General features: G+C 64.4%; 19 protein-coding genes. 8 read left to right on the top strand and 11 right to left on the bottom strand.

Annotated elements, in window-relative coordinates; all coding sequences use genetic code 11:
• Window positions 1-9: 9 nt before the first annotated feature.
• The gene (locus RTQ46_RS05580) at window positions 10-3,051 is read left to right on the top strand and encodes a response regulator (protein WP_312435136.1); all 3,042 of its coding nucleotides are present in this window, start codon (window positions 10-12) and stop codon (window positions 3,049-3,051) included.
• 11 nt (window positions 3,052-3,062) lie between these two features.
• Window positions 3,063-4,223, top strand: coding sequence for a two-component system response regulator (locus RTQ46_RS05575; RefSeq protein ID WP_312435135.1), 1,161 nt, complete (start codon window positions 3,063-3,065; stop codon window positions 4,221-4,223).
• Between the two features lie 4 nt (window positions 4,224-4,227).
• Here RTQ46_RS05575 and RTQ46_RS05570 read toward each other — a convergent pair whose 3' ends face one another.
• Both RTQ46_RS05570 and RTQ46_RS05565 read right to left on the bottom strand, forming a co-directional pair.
• Complete coding sequence (locus RTQ46_RS05570; protein ID WP_312435134.1) at window positions 4,228-5,532, bottom strand: PHB depolymerase family esterase; 1,305 nt, start codon at window positions 5,530-5,532, stop codon at window positions 4,228-4,230.
• A gap of 62 nt (window positions 5,533-5,594) precedes the next feature.
• A complete protein-coding gene (locus RTQ46_RS05565; RefSeq protein ID WP_312435133.1) occupies window positions 5,595-6,008 on the bottom strand; it encodes a CopG family transcriptional regulator in 414 nt (137 codons plus the stop codon).
• Between the two features lie 316 nt (window positions 6,009-6,324).
• Between RTQ46_RS05565 and RTQ46_RS05560 the strand changes: the two genes are divergently transcribed.
• Together RTQ46_RS05560 and RTQ46_RS05555 are read left to right on the top strand one after the other, a co-directional pair.
• Window positions 6,325-6,474: a DUF1289 domain-containing protein gene (locus RTQ46_RS05560; protein ID WP_312435132.1), complete on the top strand. Its 150-nt coding sequence runs from the start codon at window positions 6,325-6,327 to the stop codon at window positions 6,472-6,474.
• 7 nt (window positions 6,475-6,481) lie between these two features.
• Entirely contained in the window at window positions 6,482-7,387 is a 906-nt protein-coding gene (locus tag RTQ46_RS05555) for an MBL fold metallo-hydrolase (RefSeq protein WP_312435131.1), read from the top strand.
• Here the strand turns inward: RTQ46_RS05555 and RTQ46_RS05550 are convergent.
• A complete protein-coding gene (locus RTQ46_RS05550; RefSeq protein WP_312435130.1) occupies window positions 7,384-8,064 on the bottom strand; it encodes a hypothetical protein in 681 nt (226 codons plus the stop codon). The two genes, RTQ46_RS05555 and RTQ46_RS05550, sit on opposite strands and share 4 nt — an antisense overlap.
• Between RTQ46_RS05550 and RTQ46_RS05545 the strand changes: the two genes are divergently transcribed.
• The 3 genes from RTQ46_RS05545 to RTQ46_RS05535 all read left to right on the top strand — a co-directional run bounded on the left by RTQ46_RS05545 (window position 8,063) and on the right by RTQ46_RS05535 (window position 10,919).
• A complete protein-coding gene (locus RTQ46_RS05545) occupies window positions 8,063-8,185 on the top strand; it encodes a hypothetical protein (protein ID WP_312435128.1) in 123 nt (40 codons plus the stop codon). The genes RTQ46_RS05550 and RTQ46_RS05545 overlap by 2 nt on opposite strands.
• 86 nt (window positions 8,186-8,271) lie before the next feature.
• Window positions 8,272-9,912, top strand: a complete 1,641-nt coding sequence (locus RTQ46_RS05540; RefSeq protein ID WP_312435127.1) for a methyl-accepting chemotaxis protein — start codon at window positions 8,272-8,274, stop codon at window positions 9,910-9,912.
• Between the two features lie 86 nt (window positions 9,913-9,998).
• A complete protein-coding gene (locus RTQ46_RS05535; RefSeq protein ID WP_312435126.1) occupies window positions 9,999-10,919 on the top strand; it encodes a LysR substrate-binding domain-containing protein in 921 nt (306 codons plus the stop codon).
• A gap of 206 nt (window positions 10,920-11,125) precedes the next feature.
• Here the strand turns inward: RTQ46_RS05535 and RTQ46_RS05530 are convergent, their stop codons facing one another.
• Together RTQ46_RS05530 and RTQ46_RS05525 are read right to left on the bottom strand one after the other, a co-directional pair.
• The gene (locus RTQ46_RS05530; protein WP_312435124.1) at window positions 11,126-11,950 is read right to left on the bottom strand and encodes an oxidoreductase; all 825 of its coding nucleotides are present in this window, start codon (window positions 11,948-11,950) and stop codon (window positions 11,126-11,128) included.
• A gap of 22 nt (window positions 11,951-11,972) precedes the next feature.
• Window positions 11,973-14,543, bottom strand: a complete 2,571-nt coding sequence (locus tag RTQ46_RS05525) for an EAL domain-containing protein (RefSeq protein ID WP_312435123.1) — start codon at window positions 14,541-14,543, stop codon at window positions 11,973-11,975.
• 199 nt (window positions 14,544-14,742) lie between these two features.
• Here RTQ46_RS05525 and RTQ46_RS05520 point away from each other — a divergent pair, with 199 nt between their 5' ends.
• Window positions 14,743-15,696, top strand: coding sequence for a nitronate monooxygenase family protein (locus tag RTQ46_RS05520; RefSeq protein WP_312435122.1), 954 nt, complete (start codon window positions 14,743-14,745; stop codon window positions 15,694-15,696).
• Window positions 15,697-15,813: 117 nt separating this feature from the next.
• On the opposite strand, the gene RTQ46_RS05515 is transcribed toward RTQ46_RS05520, so the two are convergent.
• From RTQ46_RS05515 to RTQ46_RS05490, 6 genes are all read right to left on the bottom strand, one after another.
• On the bottom strand, window positions 15,814-16,395 hold the full coding sequence (locus tag RTQ46_RS05515) for a hypoxanthine-guanine phosphoribosyltransferase (protein WP_312435121.1): 582 nt from the start codon (window positions 16,393-16,395) through the stop codon (window positions 15,814-15,816).
• A gap of 88 nt (window positions 16,396-16,483) precedes the next feature.
• Window positions 16,484-17,740 carry an AMP-binding protein gene (locus tag RTQ46_RS05510; protein WP_312435120.1) on the bottom strand — a complete coding sequence of 419 codons (1,257 nt, stop codon included), beginning with the start codon at window positions 17,738-17,740 and terminating at the stop codon, window positions 16,484-16,486.
• 103 nt (window positions 17,741-17,843) lie between these two features.
• The gene (locus tag RTQ46_RS05505) at window positions 17,844-18,680 is read right to left on the bottom strand and encodes an ABC transporter ATP-binding protein (protein WP_312435119.1); all 837 of its coding nucleotides are present in this window, start codon (window positions 18,678-18,680) and stop codon (window positions 17,844-17,846) included.
• Window positions 18,681-18,818: 138 nt separating this feature from the next.
• A complete protein-coding gene (locus tag RTQ46_RS05500; protein ID WP_312435118.1) occupies window positions 18,819-20,138 on the bottom strand; it encodes an ABC transporter substrate-binding protein in 1,320 nt (439 codons plus the stop codon).
• A 54-nt stretch (window positions 20,139-20,192) separates the two neighbouring features.
• Window positions 20,193-21,251, bottom strand: coding sequence for a branched-chain amino acid ABC transporter permease (locus tag RTQ46_RS05495; protein WP_312435117.1), 1,059 nt, complete (start codon window positions 21,249-21,251; stop codon window positions 20,193-20,195).
• Window positions 21,252-21,364: 113 nt separating this feature from the next.
• Window positions 21,365-22,261, bottom strand: coding sequence for a branched-chain amino acid ABC transporter permease (locus tag RTQ46_RS05490; protein ID WP_312435222.1), 897 nt, complete (start codon window positions 22,259-22,261; stop codon window positions 21,365-21,367).
• Window positions 22,262-22,288: the final 27 nt, after the last annotated feature.

The raw sequence follows: 22,288 nt of genomic DNA, 5'->3' as shown, positions 1-22,288 counted from the left end.
GAAATAAAAATGCGTTTCAGGGATATCCGCATCGGCGTGCGCATCAATGCGGGCTACGCCATCCTGATTGTGCTGATGCTGGTCGTAATCGTGCTGTCAGGCAGCCGCATCTATGCGATCCGCGCCGAGACCGACGATATCTTGCAGCGCGACTGGGTCGCCGCCAAGGCCACCAGCAAGATCCACGCGATGGCGCGCGAGGCGGCCACGCGCATCGTCAGCCTGCCGATTTTGCAAAGCGACGCGCTGCGCCAGGAAAACCAGGCCCGCCTCGAAGCGATCAAGCAGGGCGTCGATGGCCAGATGCGCATCCTCGAAAGCCTCGATGCGCGGCCCGCGGAACGGCGCCTGCTCGAGCAGATCCGCACTGCGCGCGCCGCCTATTTTGTCGCCCTCAAACAGATTTTTGCGCAGGTGGGGCGCGGCGATTATGCCGGCGCCGAGGTGACGCTGCAAACGGCGGCGCTGCCGGTGCTGGAGCAGGTGCTGCAGTACGTGGGCCAGCTCGACGCGCTGCAGCAGCAGCAGATCAGCGACAGCGCGGCGCGCATCCGCAGCGATATCGACACGTCCTTGCTGCTGATGGGCGGCATCGGCCTGGCGGCGCTGCTGGTGGGGCTGGCGTTTGCCTGGTCGGCCCGCTCGATCACGCGTCCGCTGGGGCAGGCGGTGGCGATCGCCACGCGCGTGGCCAATGGCGACCTGAGTTCCGTGATCGACGTCGACTCGCGCGACGAGACGGGCGAACTGATGCAGGCGCTGAAAAACATGAGCACCAGCCTGGCGGTGGAGCAGGACCTGCGCCACGCGGTGGAGGTGGCCGAAGACGCCACCAAGATGAAGTCCGACTTTCTCGCCAATATGTCGCACGAGATCCGCACGCCGATGAACGGCATTATCGGCATGACCCATCTCGCCTTGCAGACGGAGCTGACGCCGACCCAGCGCAACTACCTCGACAAGGTCGAATCGGCCTCGAAGAACCTGCTGGCCATTATCGACGACATCCTCGACTTTTCCAAAATCGAAGCGGGCAAGATGACGTTTGAAAAAGTCGATTTTTACCTTGAAGACGTGCTGGCGCAGATCGCGGATCTGTCGGTGATGCGGGCCCAGGACAAGGGCCTGGAACTGCTGTTCGACGTCGGCGCCGACGTGCCCAATGCGCTGCAGGGCGATCCGCTGCGCCTGGGCCAGGTACTGATCAATCTGACCAACAACGCGATCAAATTTACCGACAGGGGCGAGATCGTCGTCACCATCCGCCTGCTGCAACTGGAGAGCCATGCGGCCGTACTGCGCGTCGACGTGCGCGATACCGGCATTGGCCTGACGCCGCCCCAGCGCAGCAAATTGTTCCAGGCATTTACCCAGGCCGACACCTCGACCACGCGCCACCATGGCGGCACGGGCCTGGGCCTGACCATCAGCAAGCGCCTGGTGGAAATGATGGAAGGCGAGATCGGCCTGGAAAGCGAAGCGGGCGTGGGCAGCACCTTTTTCTTTACGGCCCGTTTTGGCCTGGCCGCCGTGCGCCGCGATCATCTCACCGTGCCGCAGCAGTTTGCCGGCCTGCGCGTGCTGGTGGTGGATGACAATCCCAGCGCGCGCGAGATCTTTGTCGGCATGCTGATCGCGCTCGGCTTCGAGGCGCGGGCGGTGAACGGCGGCGTGCTGGCGATCGGCGCGGTGGCGCAGGCGCGGCTCGATGGCCGTCCGTTCGGCCTGGTGCTGATGGACTGGAAAATGCCGGGCATGAACGGCCTCGATGCGCTGGCCGGCATCCGCGCCGAGGCCAATGGCATCGATGCCACGCCAGCCTGCATCATGGTTACCGCGTATCACCGCGAAGCGCTGCTGGAGGCGGCGCGCCAGCGCGAGCTGCCGCTCGACGGCGTGCTGAACAAACCGGTCAGCGCTTCGACCCTGCTCGACCAGATTGCCTTTGTGTTTGGCGGCGTCACCGGCCAAAGCCGCAAGACACTGCGCCAGAGCAGCTACAAGGAGGACGAACGGGCCCTGCGCGGCGCCTGGCTGCTGCTGGTGGAAGACAATGAGGTGAACCAGGAGGTGGCGCAGCAAATTCTCAGCGACGCCGGCATCCGCGTCGACATCGCCGGCAACGGCGCCATCGCACTGGCGAAAATCGCGGAAAACGCCTATGACGGCGTGCTGATGGATTGCCAGATGCCGGTGATGGACGGCTACCAGGCCACGCGCAAGCTGCGCCAGGATCCACGCTATTCGAATTTGCCGGTGATTGCCATGACAGCCAACGCGATGGTCGGCGACAAGGAGAAATGCCTGGACGCCGGCATGAACGACTTCATCGCCAAGCCGATCGACGTGGCCCAGCTGTTCGGCACCCTGGCGCGCTGGGTGGCCCCGAGCGCGCCGCACGACGTGGCCGTCAGCGTGGCACAACCGGAAGAGCAACTGCCGGTGGTGCCGGGCCTGAAAATGAGCGAGGCATTGCGCCGCGTGGGCGGCAATGTCAATTTGATGCGAAAATTGCTGGACCGTTTCGTGGAAACCCAGTTCGACGCCATGCTGCGCATCGCCACCGCGATCGACAACAACCAGCTGGCGACGGCGATCCGCGAGGCCCATACCCTGAAGGGGCTGGCCGGCAATATCGGCGCCGGCGGCCTGGCCGACAGCGCGGCGCGCGTCGAACATTTGCTCAGCCTCGGCTCGCACGACGGCCTGCCGCAGGCGCTTGAAGCGTGCACGCAGGCGCTCGACGAGCTGGTGCCGAAGATCGCGCAGGCGATGCAGGGCCGCGCGGCGATGGCCGCCACGTCGCAAGGCGCGGCCGTGGCTGCGGTCGACCGCGCGCAGCTGGCGGCCAGCCTGCGCGAACTGTCGCAGCTGCTGCAGCAGGACGATGCGCAGGCCGTCAAGCACCTCGACGGCATCGGCCCGCTGCTGGTGGCGGCCGGCCAGGCCGAGCATGCGCGCCAGTTGAAGCGCATGCTGGGACAATACGATTTTGAAGGTGCGCTGGCGCAGCTGGCCGATGTGGCCGAGGCGCTGGAAGTCACCCTGTGACAAGGACAGAAATGAATAGCGAACGAGTGGCCAAGGCGCCGCATGCCAAGCCGACTATCCTGGTGGTCGATGACACACCGGACAATATCGACCTGCTGCGCGCGGTGCTCGAAGACGATTACCGCACCAAGATCGCCGTCAATGGCGAGCGTGCGCTGAAGATCGCCGCCGGCAGCGACCAGCCCGACCTGATCCTGCTCGACATCATGATGCCGGGCATGAGCGGCTACGACGTGTGCCGCGCGCTGAAGGCCGATCCGTCCACCGCCAATATTCCCGTGATCTTTGTCACCGCCATGAGCGAAGTGGCCGACGAGCAGCTGGGACTGGCGCTGGGCGCTGTCGACTACATCACCAAGCCGATCTCGGCGCCGCTGGTACTGGCGCGCATCAAAACGCAGCTGGGCATGAAGCGCATGCAGGATTTTTTAAGGGACCAGAATCACTACCTGGAAAGCGAAGTGGAACGCCGGGTGCAGGAAGTGGCCGCCCTGCAGGACGTCACCATCCACGCCATGGCGTCACTGGCCGAGACGCGCGACAGCGAAACGGGCAACCATATCCGCCGCACTTCGCATTACCTGAAGGCGCTGGCCGAGCAGGTGCGCCACCTGCCGCGCTTCCGCGATTTTTTGACCGACAAGAATATCGAACTGCTGTTCAAGACGGCGCCGCTGCACGATATCGGCAAGGTTGGCATCCCCGACCATATCCTGCTCAAGCCGGGCCGCTTCGAGCCGCATGAAATGGCCATCATGAAGACCCACACCACGCTGGGCCGCGACGCCATCCTGGCGGCCGAGCGCGAGCTGGGCATCGAAGTCGATTTTTTGAAATACGCGAAAGAGATCGCCTACAGCCACCATGAAAAATGGGACGGCACCGGCTATCCGCAAGGGCTGGCCGGCGAACAGATCCCGATCTCGGCGCGCCTGATGGCGCTGGCCGACGTGTACGACGCGCTGATCAGCTGCCGCATCTACAAGGACGGCATGCGCCACGAAGACGCGGTGCGTATCATAGCCGACGGGCGCGGCACGCATTTCGACGCCGATATCGTCGACGCCTTTTTGCGCATCCAGGACCAGTTCCAGGCCATCTCCAGCCGCTATGCCGACGGCGTGCGCGAACTCGCCGACAAGCAGCGGCAAGTCGCGCGCTTTACCGCCTGATTGCCTAACTGACGGTTTTAAAGAAGCGCATCATCTCGCGACTGGCGTCCGGCCCCTTGTTGTCGGTATAGCTGCCGCTGTCGCTGCCGCCCGACCAGGCATGGCCGGCGCCGTGGATCACCCAGTATTCGCCCAGCGGCGAGCCGTCTGCCTGGCTGTGCGTGGTGCGCGTGTAGCGGTGGCCGTTCGGCACGCTGCCGTCGAAGGAATCCGCTTTCGCGTCCTGCCCGCGCACGGCCTGCGCGATCACTTCTTCGCCATTGCGCAGGTTGACGGTGGTGTCGCGGTCGCCGTGGAACACGATGATGGGCACGCCGCCTTCGGGCGCCTGGCGCTTGGGGTTGGGCATGGCGCCGCCGCGCATGGCCGACAGCGCCGATGGCAGATCCTGCGCCGAGGCGAACGGCAGGCCGGAATGGACACCGACAGCGGCAAACAGTTCCGGGTACAGCGTGCCGACGATGACGGCCATGGCGCCGCCCGCCGACAGGCCGGCGATGAATACTTCGCGTTCATTGACCGGGTATTCTTCGATGATCTGCTGCGTGATGCCGGCGATCAGCGATGGTTCGCCCTGGTCGCGCTGCTGATCGAGCGCATTGAACCAGTTCCAGCAGCGCGAGCTGTTGGCGCCCTGGGTCTGCGCCGGATAGACCACGAAGCACTGCTTTTCCTCGGCCACCGCATTCATCTGCGTGCCGGCGGCGAAATCGTCGGGGTTTTGCGTGCAGCCGTGCAGCATCACGATCAGCGGCATGGCCTGGCCGTGGTAGCCGCTGGGGATATACAGCTTGTAGGAGCGCGTGCCCGCATGGTTGCGGTAGCTGCCGTCGATAAACTGCGCGCCTTCCGGCACGGGCGTCGCCGCGGCGGCGGGGCCGCCGAAACCGGGCAGGCCCGAGGGCTGGAAGTTCGGCATCTCGAAACTGGGCATGTCGAAGCTGTGCTGGCCCAGGCCGGCCGGCACGCCGAGGCGTGCCATGAAGTCCTGGGCAAATTCCTGCGCCGCCTGCGCAGGCGAGGGCGGCACCGGCGTGGCCTGGGCCTGGGCTTGTTTCACCTCAGGCTCTGGCTGCGCGGTTCTGGCCTGGCTGTTCGCTGGCGGCGGATTGATATCGTGCATGGGGCGTGCCGGCGGCGTGGCGGACGGCTGCGGCGCCGCCGCGGCGCTTGCGGCGCCAGCGGCCGGCATCAGGCCGGCGGCCGACAGCGCGTTCTGGATCACTTCGGTGGCAGCCTGCGGGCTGCTGCCCATCAGTTTGCTGGTCGCGGCGCGCATCTGCGCCATCATGTCGTGCGGTAGTTTCATGGCAGTCCTTAACTGTTGCATGGTTTGCGCAACTGGTCCGGCATCCTGCCGCCACCGTCACGCTAGTGAATTCGCCCTGCCAGCGCCGTCTTGACGACGGTGCTGGCGTGCAGGGCACCTAATACAAAAATCGATTCGATGGTGGCCAAGGCCAGTTCCACCGATACATCGCTGGCAATGCTGGCCATGCCGAGCACCTGGATCTGCAGGCGCTGTCCGGCTGCCTGGATCGCTTCGAGGTCGGCGCGCGAATAATGCTGCATGCCCAGTACCAGGCTGCGCCGCGCCACCGTCTGCTTGACCACCTCGGCATGCGTACCCAGCTGGTTGCGTATCGCCGTGCGGATCAGATCCGTGCGGTTCGAATAAAATCCCTCCTGTACCAGCAAATCAATCTGCCCCAGGTCGATCAGGCCCAGATTGATGGTAATTTTTTCCGATTCCCCAATTTTGGGCTTGCTGTCTTGCTTGGCCATATCGCTCCGTAGACTCCACGTGGCATCCATTTGCCATCTGTATGGATGGTAGTATAGGCCTGAAACAAACTGAGTCAAGTCCATCGCGTCTGATTTTGACCGGGGTTCTTGTCCTACAGAATGTGAAATCGCTGCAAACAAAGTGTGCACTCTTGCCATGCTGGCAGCATTTTTTCGTCCACCCCACCAGGCGGGCGTTTCGCGGCATAATGAATGTCCATATTTTCAGACGCCTTTCACGATGGTCGCTACCCCGCCAGTTGTTTCCGCCGATTTGCCTTCGCCTGTACCTTCGCCTTGCGTCAGCCTGTGCAAGATGAACCGCAACAGCGGCCTGTGCGAAGGTTGTTTGCGCACGCTCGACGAGATCATTGCCTGGGGCAAGGCCGACGACGATTTCAAGCGTGCTGTCTGGGCGCAATTGCCGGGCCGCGAGTCGCTGCTCGATTTCGAGCCCGATTACTGAGGACGCCATGACGCTGCTGCCGGACTCCATCGAAGTATTCGAACGCGGCTGGCTGTCGTCGAACAATATCGTGCTGCACGGGAAAGACGAGGTGGCCCTGATCGACAGCGGCTACGTCAGCCATGCGCCGCAGACGCTGGCGCTGCTGCGCCACAGCCTGCAGGGGCGGTCCCTGGACCGCCTGTTCAATACCCACCTGCATTCGGACCATTGCGGCGGCAACGCGCTGCTGCAGGCCGCATATGGCTGCCATACGGCGATTCCTGTTTCGGAAGCGGCCAAGGTGCGCGACTGGGACGTCGATGCGCTCAGTTTCAAAGCCACCGGCCAGCAGTGCGACCGTTTTACGTTCGACGCCACCGTCTCACCCGGCGACCAGCTTGTGCTGGCCGGCCTGCGCTGGCAGGCACTGGGCGCGCCGGGCCACGATCCGCATTCATTGATCTTTTACTGCGCCGACGAGGGCATCCTGGTGTCGGCCGACGCGCTGTGGGAAAACGGCTTTGGCGTGATCTTTCCGGAGCTCGAAGGCGAGTCCGGTTTTGACGAGGCGCGCGCCACGCTGGCGCTGATCGCCACGCTCGACATACGCGTGGTGATCCCAGGCCATGGCCGGCCGTTTGCGGATGCAAAGGGCGCGCTGGAGCGCGCCTTTTCGCGCCTCGATTACCTGTCGTCGGAACCGGCGCGCAATGCGCAAAATGCGGTGAAAGTGCTGCTGAAATTTTTGCTGCTGGAGCGCCAGCGCATCGCCTTGGCCGAGGTGCCGGCGCTGTTGCAGGCGATGCCGCTGTTCAGGGAGGCGAACCGGCGCTTCCTGCGCCAGGAAACGCCGGCCCTGGCCGAGTGGGCGGTGGCGCAGCTGGTCAAGGCCGATGCGGCGCGCGTGGACGGCGACCAGCTGACCAATTAAGCGCCTTTGGCCGGCACCTTCTCGGCCCAGGCACGCCCTTGCGCATCGAGCGCCTGGCGCCGCGCGGGCGCCACCAGCGGCAGCAGCTGTGCGCGCGTGGTGCGGTCGATCGTGCACGAGACGGCCGTGACGCGCTTGCCGAATGCACGCTTGAGAACACAGTCGAATTCATACGCGCCGGCCGCATCCTCATAGCCTTGTTCGAGCAGCTCGGGCAGCGCGCTGGCATAGCGTGCCACGGTCTGCGCCGAGATGCTCCTGTAGCCCGGATCGAAGGCGCCGGCCTGGTGGCTGTAGCGCACGGCGTCCTTCAGGCTCTTGAACGCAGCGGCATGCTTCTCGATATTGGCGATCCCGGGCGGCAGCTTGCTTTGCGTGTCGCCGGCGTTCTTGCCGCTGCTGGTGGTCTCGATCACGGCCCAGCCGCTGTCGCCCGTCAGTTTTTCTTCGTGGCAGGCCAGTACGTTGCCGGCGACGGCGGCGCGGTTGCGGATCGCTTCGCGGTCGCCGCCGTCGGCTTCGCGGCCATTGGTCTGCAGCCAGCTTTTGTAGGTGGTTGCCGCCTTGCCGCCGGTCAGGACGTCGCAATCGCTGAGATCAAGCTCGGCGGCATGGGTCAAGGGGGCGATGGCCGACAGCAGCAGGGCCGCGATACAGGTTTTATGCAGGGCAGTCATGAAAGGTCTCGAAAATCCGGTGGAAATGGCTGCAAATCATACCTTGAAAAAATGCCAAATCATCAATGCTTTTCAATCGTGCGCGCCTGCCGCGCTTATCGCTGACGGCGAGCAAAACTAATTGGCACCCCTGATCAAAAATGCTGACACTGGCAAGGCCTGAAGGCTCAACCAGATTGCTGACCGCATCGATATCAAGGAGTAGTAATGAGGACTTTGTCGTTTTCCCAAAAGCTGTGGATACCCTCGGTGCTCGCGCTGCTCTGCGTGGCGGGGCTGTCGACCTTCAACGCCTGGTCGCAGCGCGATGTGCGCGTCGAGGAACGGCGCGCCGATCTCTCCAACCTGGTCGATGCCGCCGTCGGCATCGCCCGCGAGTACGAGGCGCTGGCGCGCAGCGGCAAGCTCAGCGTGGCCGACGCGAAGAACGATGCGCTGGCGCGGCTGAAGAATTTCAGATACGGCAAGGACGGCTATGTCACCGTGACCGATTCGAGCGCCACCGTCATCATGCACCCGTTCATGCCTGGCTCCACCGGCAAGAACCTCGACGCCTTCCAGGATGCGAAAGGCGTGCACGTGTTCCGTGAAGTGGCGCAGATCGGCAAGGGCAGCGGCGCGGGATTCGTCCATTACGACTATCCGCGTCCGGGCAGCACGGTCGAAGAACCCAAGCTGATGCGCGTGGTGCACTTTGGCGCCTGGGACTGGAATATCAGCACCGGCGTGTATATCGATGATATCGACACAGCTTTTCACCGCTCGCTGCTGCATGCGCTGGGCATCCTGGCGGCGGTCTGCGCGGCGCTGGCCGGCGTGGTGCTGGTGATTAACCGTGGCCTGTTGCGCGAACTGGGGGGCGAGCCGGCCTATGCGGCGCAGATCGCCACGCGCATCGCGGCCGGCGACCTCGGCGTGCCGGTCGAAACGCGTCCCGGCGACAGCACCAGCATGCTGCATGCGATGCACACCATGCAGGCGATGCTGGCGCGCACGGTGGGCACCATCCGCGGCGGCTCGGACAGCATCGCCAGCGCCACCAGCCAGATCGCGGCCGGCAACCTGGACCTGTCGGCACGCACCGAAGAGCAGGCCAGCTCGCTCGAACAGACGGCCGCCTCGATGGAGGAACTGACGGCGACGGTGCGCCAGACCACGGCCAACGCGCACCAGGCCAACGACTACGCGGCGGCGGCGACGGCGGTGGCGAAAAAAGGCGGCGACGTGGTGGCGCAGGTGATTCAAACGATGGCGCAGATCGACGCGTCCGCCGGCAAGATCGCCGAGATCATCGGCGTCATCGACGGCATCGCCTTCCAGACCAATATCCTGGCCCTGAACGCGGCGGTGGAGGCGGCGCGCGCCGGCGACCAGGGGCGCGGCTTTGCCGTCGTCGCCACCGAGGTGCGCAACCTGGCGCAGCGTTCGGCCGCTGCGGCCAAACAGATCAAGGACCTGATCGGCGACTCCAGCGGCAAGGTGCAGGCCGGCACGCGGCTGGTGCGCGAAGCCGGCCAGACCATGGGCGAGATCGTCGACAGCATCGCCAGCGTCAGCGGCAAGATGCAGGAAATCGCCGCCGCCAGCGCCGAGCAGAGCATCGGCATCGAGCAGGTCAACCAGGCGGTCGGCCAGATGGATGAAGTGACCCAGCAAAATGCCGCGCTGGTCGAGGAAGCGGCTGCTGCTGCCGCCTCACTGCAGGAACAGGCCGCGCGCCTGACGGCGGCGGTGGCCGTGTTCAGTGTACGCCGGCAGGGCAATGCGGCCGCGCAGGAAGGTGTGCTCACCGTCCCGCGCAATCGCAAGACCCCTATCGAAAGGCAGGGTTTGCTGACTGCGTATTGATTTATGATGCCGCTTGTGCAAGTACCTTCGTCGTGACGGCGGCCGTCCCGGTGCGCCGGCAAAGGCACTGCCCGGACGAGGAAACGATGCGAGGGATCGAGCTGCGGCAACTGCGTTATTTTTCCATCCTGGCCAATGAGCTGCATTTCCGCAAGGCAGCCGACCTGGCCTTTATCACCCAGCCGGCCCTGAGCCAGCAAATCAGCAAACTCGAGGAAACCGTCGGCACGGCGCTGTTTACGCGCGACGGACGCAAGGTTGCGCTGACGCCGGCCGGCGCGGTCCTGCACTGCGAAACGTCGAAGATCTTCGACCAGCTCCAGCGCGCGCTGCGCCTGACGCGCGAGGTGGCCGGCGAGCGCGAATTTCGCATCTCGATCGGCCTGGTCGAATACACCAATCTGCCGTTCCTGCCGCCGGCGCTGATGCGCCTGCAGGCACTGTATCCCTCGTTGAAAGTACAGCGCCATGAAATGCATTCGGTGCTGCAGATGGACGCGCTGGCCAGGAAGGTGATCGATGTGGGCATCGGCGTGCAGGTCGGCCTGCTGCCGGCCGATGGCAGCATCCGCGCGCAGCCGGTGATGACGGCGCCGTGGGTGGTGCTGATGCGCCAGGATCACCGGTTGGCCGGGCTCGATGAACTGTGCCTGGAAGACCTGGTCGGCGAGCGCCTGATCTTCTTCGAACGCTCGGTGATCCCGCAGCTGTACGACGGCCTGCTGGCGGCCTGCCGCCAGGCCGGCTTCACGCCCAACTTCGTCTATGAAACGCAGCAGTCGCAAGTGGGCATGGCGATGGTCAGCGAAGGCGTGGGCGCGATGCTGGGCGCAGCCTATATCTTCCATGCGCCGCCGGCCGGCCTGACCACGCGGCCGCTGCGCGACATGGACCAGCTGGTGGTGCAGCTGTTCTCGCGCAGCAGCGAAGCCGATCCCCTCAAGCACGAATTCATGGAGGTGGCCAAGGAAGAGGCGCGCCGTTTGCAGATACGTTTCAATGCGTGATGCGGCGACATGGTTGGCATTGGCCGGTGGCGTTGTCGGATTCCGCGCTTGCGCGCTAATCCGGCCTGCTCCAAATGGGCGCTTTTGGCGGGAGTTGACCCCAGGCGCAGGAAGAAGCGTAGGTCGGATTAGCGTAGCGTAATCCGACAACATGGTTGGCGCCAACGCTGGCGTCGGATTACGCGGCGTGCCGCCGCTGATCCGGCCTACTCGAAACTGACGCTTTTGGTCAGTGTTGACCACAGGCGAAATTCGCGCGCAAGCTCCTCGTTCCGGAATTGCGCATAGGCAAGCGCATCGCGGCCCAGCAGAAGATGGTGTGGCGCATGCTGTGCATCGACGGCCGCCAGGATCGCCTGCGCCGCCTTGTGCGGGTCGCCCGGCTGCTTGCCGTGGCGGGCAAGGCGCGACTGGCGGACGGCCGCGAACGGCGCCGCATAGTCGTCCAGCTGCGCTTCGCCGCGCAGCATCGAGCGGCCATCCCAGTCGGTACGCAGCATGCCCGGTTCGATCAGCGTGACCTTCACGCCGAATTGCGCCACTTCGCGCGCCAGCGCGGCAAACATGCCTTCCAGCGCGAACTTGCTGCCGTTGTAAATGCCCAGCCCCGGCAGCGGCACCAGGCCGCCGACCGAACTCACCGTCAGCACATGGCCGGTGCGGCGCGCGCGCATGCGCGGCAGCACCGACTGCGTTACGGACAGCGTGCCCAGCACGTTGACGTCGAACTGGCGCCGCACTTCCTCCAGCGCCGCTTCCTCGACCGGGATCTCGTACGCGTAGCCGGCGTTATTGAGCAGGATATCGATGGCGCCCCACTGCGCCTGCACCTGCTCCAGCACCTGCCTGACAACGTCATGGTCGGCGATATCGAGCAGCACGCCGCGTGCGTCCGGGTGGCGCGCGGCAAAGGCCAGCCGCTGCGCTTCCTGGCGCACGGTGCCGATGACGCGGTCGCCGCGCGCCAGCGCCAGGTCGGCCACCGCCAGTCCCAGCCCCCCGGCCACGCCGGTAATCAGCCATGTCTTCATTCTGCGTCTCCTTGATTTTTCTTCATGCCGCCATCACTGCCCGGCGTGCCAGTTCTTCCACCGGCGCCGGCTTGCCGAACAAATAGCCCTGGAATGTGCGGCAGCCGCTGCCGGCCAGGAAGTCGCGCTGCGCCTGCGTCTCGACGCCCTCGGCCACCACTTCCAGTCCCAGGCTGTGCGCCAGCGCGATGATGGCGCGCGCAATCGCCGCGTCGTTGCTGTTGCTGAGCACATCCTGCACGAACGAGCGGTCGATCTTGAGCTGCGACAGCGGCAGTTTTTTCAGGTAGGCCAGCGAGGAATAACCGGTGCCGAAGTCGTCCAGCGAAAAGCCGATGCCTTCGGCGCGCAGGGCCGCCATCCTGTTCGCCACGCTGTCGATGTCGTCGAGCAGCATGCTTTCGGTCAGCTCCAGTTTCAGCTTGCATGCCTGCGCACCGCTGTCGTGCAGCACCTGCAGCACCTGCTGCACGAAATCGTCCTGGCGGAACTGGCGTGCGCTGACATTGACTGCCATCGTCCACTGCGCGGTGGCCGGGTTATCGGCCCACAGCCGCAACTGGCGGCAGGCCTGCTGCAACACCCACAGGCCAAGCGGCAGGATCAGGCCGGTCTTTTCGGCCAGCGCGATGAACTTGTCGGGGCCGACCATGCCGCGCTGCGGATGCCGCCAGCGCAGTAGCGCCTCGACGCCGCAGATGTCGTGGCGCAGGCCGACGATGGGCTGGTAGTGCAGCACGAATTCGCCGCCTGCCAGCGCGCGCCGCAGTTCTTCCTCCAGCGAGACCGAGTCGCTGATGCGCTGCTGCATCAGCGGATCGAAAAAGCGCAGCAGGTCGCCACCGCCGGCCTTGGCTTCATACATGGCCAGGTCGGCCTGGCGCAGCAGGTCTTCGACCGAATGCCCGTCGCTGCCGAACAGCGCCGCGCCGATGCTGGGCGTGATGTACGAATCGTGGCCTTCGAGCTGGTGCGGCTGGTCCAGGCGATACAGGATTTTCGCGCCGATCAGTTCCACCTGGCGCCGCGCGCCGGCCGCGTCGGTATCGAGGTCTTCCAGCAGGATGATGAATTCGTCGCCGCCCAGGCGCGCCACGGTATCGTTTGAACGCGTTACCTCGACCAGCCGCCGCGCCACCGATTGCAGCAGCCGGTCGCCCATGGCATGGCCCAGCGTGTCGTTGAGCTTCTTGAAGTTGTCGAGGTCGAGGAACAGTACCGCGCCATGGCGGCCGCTGCGCGCCGTGGTGTGCAGCGACTGGGCCAGCCGTTCGAGCAGCAGGCGGCGGTTCGGCAGCGCCGTCAGGCCGTCATAGAACGCCAGGCTGTGGATGCGTGCCTCGGCCAGCTTGCGCCCGCTGATATCCATGCGCGTGCCGACCATGCGCAGCGGCGTGCCGGCAGCGTCGCGCTCGACGATCTTGCCGCGGCTGTGTACCCAGATCCAGTGGCCATCGCGGTGCAGCATGCGAAACTCCGCCTCGTACCACGGCGAGCCATCGCGCAGATGCAGGCAGACCGCCTCATGCACGGCCGCCACGTCGTCCGCATGCACATGGTGGTAAAACATTTCGACGCTATCGAGTTCGCCCGTGGTAAATCCCAGCATGCCGGCGCCCCGTTCGTCGACCTGGCGCACGCCGGACGGCAGATGCCAGTCCCACAGGCCAAGGTCGGCGCCGGCCAGCGCCAGTTCGATGCGGGCCGCATGGCGCTGCTGCTCCTGCTGCTGCGATTGCGCCGTTTCGCGCGATGCATGGCGCCGGCGCTGCAGCACCAGCAGCATCAGCGCGGCCAGCAGCGCCACCAGCAGCCAGGCGGCAAAATACACCACCGCCAGGCGCAGCCACGGCGCGTTCATGGCCGCCGCATCGCGGCTGAGCGCTATCGTCAGCTGCTGGTCCAGCCCCAGGCTGGCCGGAGCGAAACGGCGCCGTACCACCAGCCTTGGCGCCCGCGGCGCGGCGCCGGTGCCGGCGTTCGGCGGCGCATACAGCAGCACCGCGCCGCTGCCTTCCAGAATCGCGCTGCGCATGTCCGGCGCATACAGCACCGAGCGCATGACGACATCGAAATACGCGGCGTCGAGCAGCGCGGTGACCAGCGCGGGATCCCGCTTGCCGGGTCCATCGCCGGCATCCATGCGCAAGGTCAGCGCCAGCGCGTCGCCGGTGTGGCTCAGGTATAGCTTGTCCGGATCGGCGGCGCTGACGGCCAGGCCATGGCCTTGGGCGCCACTGGCCAGCCGCAGGCGGCCATGCAGATCCTGCACCAGCAAGGCCCGTACACCCGGCATCGCCACCCGCATCGCATCGAGCGCCTGCGCATCGACCGCGCCAGGCGCGCCCGATTGCCAGCTGCGGCGCAGGTTGACCAGGGCGCCGCGCGCGCCTTCGAGCTGGTGGCGCAGGTTTTCATCGATGATGCCGGCCTGCGCCTGCAGGCGTTCGACTTCGGCCTGGTGCGCCAGCTTGCGGTCGTTATTGAAAAACACGGCGCTGACCAGGCAGCTGGCGCCCAGCAGCAGCACGAACGACAGCCATTCGATCTGGCCGCGCCGCAGCCGTGCCATGATTGCCAGCCGGATGTTCATTGTGTCCACCTATCGCATGATCGGTCTCCAGTATCGCGGCGCGGCGCGCCGGCGGCCAATTGGTTTCAGGCCGTGGCGGCGATAAGCCGCGCTTATCGCTATCGTTATCCCTTGTTGGAAAAAATCAGCACGCTCGTACTTTTTTCGTCTTATAATCGACCGACGCATCTCCGATCAATCCACTTTCAGCGAGTCCGCCATGGCATTGCCTGCAGCACTGCAAAACCTGTCCCTTCCCGTTATCGCGTCGCCGATGTTCATCGCCAGCGGCCCGGCCCTCGTCGCGGCGCAGTGCAAGGCCGGCATTGTCGGCTCTTTTCCGGCCTTGAATGCGCGTCCGGCCGAGCTGCTCGACACCTGGCTGACCGACCTGCAAGCCGAACTGGCCGCCTTCCAGGCCGCCAATCCCGACAAAAAAGTCGGCCCGATCGCCGTCAACCAGATCGTGCACCAGTCGAACGACCGCCTCGCGCATGACGTGGCAGTATGCGTCAAGCACAGGATCCCCATCATCATTTCGTCCTTGCGCGCGCCGCCGAAGGAAATGCTCGACGCCATCCACAGCTACGGCGGCATCGTGCTGCACGACGTGATTTCGATCCGCCACGCGAAAAAAGCGCTGGAAGCGGGTGTCGATGGCCTGATCCTGGTGGCGACCGGCGCCGGCGGCCATGCGGGCACGCTGTCGCCGTTCGCGCTGGTCGGTGAAGTGCGCAAGTTCTTTGACGGTCCGCTGGCATTGTCCGGCTCGATCGCCACCGGCGACGCCGTGCTGGCCGCGCAGGCGATGGGCGCCGATTTCGCGTATATCGGGTCGCGCTGGCTGGCGACGAAAGAGTCGAACGTCAGCGACGGCTACCGCGACGCCATCGTCGATTCCAGCGCGGCCGACATCGTCTATACCAACCTGTTTACGGGCGTGCACGGCAATTATCTGAAAAAATCGATCGAAGCGGCAGGACTCGATCCGGAAGCGCTGCCGGAAGCGGACAAGACGGCGATGAACTTCGGTTCGGGCAGCGCCAAGGCCTGGCGCGATATCTGGGGCGCAGGGCAGGGCGTGGGCCTGATGGATGACGTGCCGACGGTGGCCGAGATGGTGGCGCGCTTGAGCGCCGAATACGAGGCGGCGCGCGCAAGGCTGAAGCTGTAGTTTTTGTGGCGGTGCTGGTGGTGTCGGATTACGCGGCTCGCGCCGCCAATCCGGCCTACGTGCAGCTGTGCTGGCAGGTCGGATTAGCGCCTTGCGCGTAATCCGACACCACCACCATCACTCCTGCTTCAGATCCTCGGGCTTGATCGCCCACAGCCCCGGCAGGTTGCGCCAGTAGCCATACGCGTCCATGCCGAAGCCGACCACGAAGCGGTTCGGGATCACCAGGCCGACGATATCGGCCTGCACCGGTTTTTTCTTGCCGATCGCCTTGTCGGCAAATACAGCCAGGATCACTTCCGAGGCGCCCATGTCGAGCAGGCGCTGCTTGACGTGCGCCAGCGTTTCGCCTTCGTCGAGAATATCGTCGAGCACGATCACGGTACGGCCCGCTACATTCGAGCGCGGGATGACTTTCCACACCACTTCGCCACCCTTGTCGTCGTCGCCGTAGCGGCTCACATGAATGTAGTCGAACTCCAGCGGAAAGCTCAGCTGCGGCAGCAGGTTGCCGGTAAACACGACCGCGCCGCCCATCACGCCCAGCACCAGCGGGAACTCTTTCGCTCCCTCGGCATTGAAGCGCGTGTTGAGCACATCGGCCATGCGCGTGATCGACGCTTGCACGGCTTCCTGGTCAAACAGCAGTTCCGCGTTCTTGAGCAGTTCGCGGGCACGGTTATGATGAAATTCTTGCATGGACTCTTGCATGGCGATGAATATGGCTGATGGTTAATGCCGATATTATCCCGCAATTGCCTGCGGCGTGCCATGCACACCATCCGCGCTATGTGTAATCGCGCACGTCGTCGATGATTTTGCCATCCTGCGGCAAGCTGCCCCTGGCCACCAGCAGCACCTCGCCGCGCAGCTTGGTCAGTTCGCGGATCGAGCCGACGATCGCTTCCACCGCTTGCGCGTCGTGCGGATCGTCCACTTCGCAGTGCAGGGTCATCTCGTCATTGGCCATGCGGCCCGACACCACCAGCCGCGCCTTGGCGATCTGAGGATGGCGGCGCGCGATCTCGTGCACCTGCGACGGATGGACGAACATGGCGCGCACCTTGGTGGTCTGGTCGGCGCGGCCCATCCAGCCCCGTATGCGGGTATTGGTGCGCCCGCACGGCGAGGCCGGCGCATCGACCAGCACGGCCGACAGGTCGCCGGTGGCAAAACGGATCAGCGGATAGTCCGCATTGAACACGGTCACCAGCACTTCGCCCACTTCGCCGGGGGCGACAGGTATGCCGCTGCCCGGATGGACGATTTCCAGCAGCACGTTTTCATCGACCACCATGCCCGGATTGAGCGTGCCGTTGCTGGCCGTCTCGTACGCGATGCTGCCGATATCGGCCGAGGCATAGGTCTGGAACACATGCGGCACGCCGTTCGCGGCAAACCAGCTGCGCAAGGATTCGGGCAGCGCTTCGGCGCCCATCACGGCCTGCTTCACGCTGCTGATGTCGGCGCCCATCTCGCGCGCTTTTTCGATAATCAGTTTCAAGAATGACGGTGTGCCGATATAGGTGTCCGGTTTCAGGTCCACCATCGCCTGCACCTGCATTTCGGTCTGGCCGATGCCGGCCGGGATCACGGTGCAGCCGATGCGCGCGGCGCCCCCTTCGACCATGAAGGCGGCCGGCGTGAAGTGGTACGAGAAACAGTTCTGCAGCAGGCCGCCGGCGCGCACGCCGGCCGCATACATGGGCCGCGCAAAGCGCCACCAGTCGGTGCCGCGTCCTTCCGGGTCGAAGATGGGGCCGGGCGAGACGAACACGCGCGACAGGGCGTTCTTGGGCGTGGTATTCAAGCCGCCGAACGGCAGTTCGCCGTGCTGCAGTTGCTTGAGGTCCGACTTGCGCGTGACGGGCAGCTGCGCCAGCGCTGCGCGGCTGGTGATGTCGGCTGGATTGACGCCGGCCAGGATGCGCGCCCAGCCGGGGGCCGCTTGCGCGCGCGCGATCAGCTGCGGCAGGCCTGCCATCAATTCACGTTCGCGCGCCTCAACGGTGCGCGTTTCCAGATTGTCGAGCGTGTCGGTCATGTCAGTGAATCTCCAGTATCAATGCGCAAATGTCAGTGCGTGTCGGTCCGCACGCCCGGCTATCCACGATGGCCGGGCGCGTTGCAGGTGAAGGTTTTTTTTATCAGGCCAGCCAGCGTTTCCGGCGGCGGTAGAACTTCATGTCGCGAAAGCTCTTGCGCCCGGCGCTCGATACGCCCAGGTAGAACTCCTTGACGTCCTCGTTGCTGGCCAGGTCCTGCGCCTGGCCTTCCATCACCACGCGGCCGTTTTCCAGGATGTAGCCGAAGTCCGCGTAGCGCAGCGCCACGTTGGTGTTCTGCTCGGCCAGCAGGAACGACACGTTTTCCTTGTGGTTCAAATCCTTGACGATGCCGAAGATCTCTTCGACGATCTGCGGCGCGATGCCCATCGACGGCTCGTCGAGCAGGATCATCGACGGCTTGGCCATCAGCGCGCGGCCGATCGCGCACATCTGCTGTTCGCCGCCCGAGGTATAGCCGGCCTGGCTGCTGCGCCGGGTCTTGAGGCGCGGGAAATAGTGATACACCTTGTCCAGCGCATCTTTCAGCTCGCCCCGTGACAGGCTGCGCGTGTAGGCGCCCGTCAGCAGGTTTTCCTCGATGGTCAGGTGGCCGAAGCAGTGGCGTCCTTCCATCACCTGCGACAGGCCGCGTTTCACCAGTTCATTCGGCGTCAGCTGGTCGACGCGCTCGCCCTTGAACTGCACTTCGCCCTTGGTGACGTCGCCGCGCTCGCCGCGCAGCAGGGTCGAGATGGTTTTCAGCGTGGTCGACTTGCCGGCGCCGTTCGCGCCCAGCAGCGCGACGATTTTTCCCTGCGGGACCTGCAGCGACACGCCTTTCAGGACCAGGATCACATGGTCGTAGATGACTTCGATATTGTTGACCGATAAATAGGGTGGCGCAGTGTGCGGTGCTGGCGTGGCAGTGGGTGTCATGGCTGCTTCGTTTTCATATTGTGTTGGTGCTTGTCGGATTACGCCTTCGGCTAATCCGACCTACGGGATGCGGTGTTGGGCTGTGTAGGTCGGATCAGCGCGCAGCGCGTAATCCGACACCACCACCGCAACAGCGACTTACTTCATGCACGCCGGCGTGATCTTCTTCTCGTCCGCATACTTGCCTGACGATTCCTCGACCAGTTTGCGTACCAGCGCCTTGTCGCCGACGATCCATTTCGGCGTGATGGCGGTCCATTTCTTGCCGTCCCACTGCTGCACTTTGACGGCGCCCGAACCTTCATGGTCGTCGCAGCTGGTTTTCACGGTCGGGAACATGCCCAGCGCGCCGACGGCTTTCTGGCGCGCGTCGTCGACGTTCAGGTTTTCCAGGCCCCAGCGCATCTGCTCGCCGGTGATCGGCTTGCCCTTGCCGAATTTTTCCTGCGCCGTGCGGATCGCTTCGACCCACAGGATGCCGGCTGTCACGCCGCGCATGTGATACACGGAGCCGATGCGCGACTGGTCGGCCAGGTTGCCCTTGCCGGATGCGTACAGTTTTTTGCGGATATCGTCGAGCACCGGATAGTTGCCCGGCGTGTTGAAACTCATGGCGCTATAGCCCTTGGCGGCGTCGCCCGACGGGATCGTGTCTTCCTCGGAACCGGCCCACCACACGCCCAGCATTTTCTCGCGCGGGAAACCGTTGCGCTGCGCCGTCTTGATGGCCACCGAATTCATCACGCCCCAGCCCCACAGGATCACGTGATCGGGCCTGGCCTGGCGGATCTGCAGCCACTGCGACTGCTGTTCGCTGCCCGGCGGCGCGACGGGGATCTTGATCAGTTCAAAGCCGTACTGTTTCGACAGCGCGTCGAGCACCGGCATCGGCTCCTTGCCGAAGGCCGAGTCGTGGTACAGGTGGACGATTTTTTTCCCTTTCAGCTTGTCCATGCCGCCTTCCTTGTCGCCCAGGTATTTGATCATGGCGGCGGCCTGGCTCCAGTAGCTGGAGATGAGCGGATACACATACGGGAACACCTTGCCGTTGGCGGCGTCCGAGCGGCCGTAGCCGATCATGGTCATCGGGATCTTGTCCTGCGCCACGCGGTCCAGGATGCCGTAGGCGACGCCGGTCGACAGCGTTTCGACCAGCGTGGCGCCGCCCTGCTTGGTTTTCAGGCGCTCGTAGCATTCCACGCCGCGCGACGGGTTGTATTCGGTCTCGCATTCTTCCCAGCTGATTTTCACGCCATTGACGCCGCCGGCCTGGTTGACCAGGTTGAAGTAATCGATGATGCCGCCGTAGAAGCCCGAACCGCCGGCCGCATACGGCCCGACGCGGTAGGACGGCAGGGCGATGTACTGGTCCTGCGCCTGCGCCCGGGCCGTGCCGGCAATCGTGAAAGCGGCACTGGCAAAGGCGGTGGCCAGCATGAGCGATTTGATGTGTTTCATTGTGTCTCCTCTTGTTTTATTTGGTTTTCAATTCAAGCGACATCGACTGCAAAATCAGTGGGGGAAAGGCCAGAGCCGCAATTTTTCTTTGGCGATCTGCCACAGCCTGGCCAGGCCGTGCGGCTCGACGATCAGGAAGAAGATGATCAGCGCGCCGAACACCATCAGTTCCAGGTTCGAGGCCACGCTGGTGGGCAGCGCCAGGCCGTGCGCGACGATATTGAGGAACACCGGCAGCAGCACGATGAATGCGGCGCCCAGGAACGAGCCCAGGATGGAACCGACGCCGCCGATAATGATCATGAACAGGATGCGGAACGACAGATCCAGGTTGTATGCCTCCGGCTCCACCGTGCCCAGGTAGGCATACGCATACAGGGCGCCGGCCACGCCGCAGTAGAACGAGCTGACGGCAAACGCCAGCAGCTTGGTGCGCATCAGCCGGAAACCGATCACCTCGGCCGCCATGTCCATGTCGCGCACCGCCATCCACGAGCGGCCCACGTTCGAGCGGATCATGTTCTTGGCCAAGAGCGCCATGCCCGCCACGATGGCCAGTACCAGCAGGTATTTGCTTTGCGGCGTGTCGAACTGGTAGCCGAGGATCTGCATCGGCTGCACCGTCACCACGCCCGACGAGCTGTAGTTGGTCAGGTACGGAATCTTGGTCAGGCACCAGACCACAAAAAACTGCGTCGCCAGGGTGGAAGCGGCCAGGTAGAAGCCGCGGATGCGCAGGGACGGCAGGCCGAACGCGATGCCGACCATGGCCGCGCACAGGCCGCCCAGGATGAACGACACCAGCAGCGGCAGTCCCGGCAGGCGCGCCATGAAGTTGTACGAGGCGAATGCGCCGACGGCCATGAAGGCGGCCGTGCCCAGGGAGAGCTGGCCGGCGTAGCCCGTCAAAATGTTCAGGCCCAGGGCGGCCAGGGCGAAGATCAGGAACGGGATCATGATCGCCGACAGGATATAGGGCGTGGCGAAATACGGCAGCAGGAAGACGGCGGCGATCAGGGTCGCCGTCAGCGCCAGGCGGTCCTGGCGGATCGGGAAGATCTGGTTGTCGTCCTGGTAGCTGGTTTTGAATTGTCCGGCTTCACGGTAGATCATGGGGTGTGTCCTTTGCTGGCTGTCGGGCTGCAACCCAACGGCGTAAATACTGGGGTCGGACCCTCAGGGTCCGACCCCGGGGTTTGCATTTGGGGTAAAAAGATCATGCGAGATCAGATGCGCCGGATGATTTTTTCGCCGAACAGGCCTTCCGGGCGCACCAGCAGGAACAGCAGGGCCAGCACGTACGGGAACCAGCCTTCGATGCCGCCGCCCACCATCGGGCCGATATAGACTTCGGCCAGCTTTTCGGACGCGCCGATAATCAGGCCGCCGACAATCGCGCCGGGCACGGACGTGAAGCCACCGAGGATCAGCACCGGCAAGGCTTTGAGGGCGATAAAGGTCAGCGCAAACTGCACCCCGTTGCGCGCGCCCCACAGCAGGCCCGCCACCATCGCCACCAGGCCGGCCACGCCCCACACCACGGCCCAGATGCGCTGCAGCGGGATACCCACCGCCAGTGCCGCCTGGTGGTCGTCGGCCACCGCGCGCAGGGCGCGGCCCACCTTGGTTTTCGAGAACAGCAGCGCCAGGCAGATCACCAGCAGCGCGCAGATGCCGGCCGCCACCACGTCGAACTGCGAGATGATGATGTTGAAGTTATCCATCAGGAACTGCATCGGCACGTCTTCGATCGGCAGGTCCAGCTTATGGACCTGCGAGCCCCACATCAGCTGCGCCAGGCCTTCGATAAAGAACGCCAGGCCGATGGTGGCCATGAACAGCGTGATCTCGGGCTGGTTGACCAGCGGGCGCAGCACCACCCGTTCGATCGCCATGCCGAGAATAATCATGGTGACCATCGTCAGCGGGATGGCCAGCCACAGCGACAGGCCGAATTTGTCCATGATGCCGACGCAGGTGAGGGCGGCAAAGAACACCATCGCGCCCTGCGCAAAATTGAACACGCCCGAAGCCTTGTAGATCAAGACAAAACCAATCGCCACCAGCGCATACATCACGCCCGACAGCAGGCCGCCGATCAGCACTTCAAAGAAAAAATTGATATTCATGAGTTGTCCAATGGGTTGCGC

The sequence above is a fragment of the Janthinobacterium sp. genome, assembly GCF_031995485.1.
GTDB lineage: Bacteria > Pseudomonadota > Gammaproteobacteria > Burkholderiales > Burkholderiaceae_D > Janthinobacterium.
This window is presented reverse-complemented; position numbering and strand designations above follow the sequence as displayed.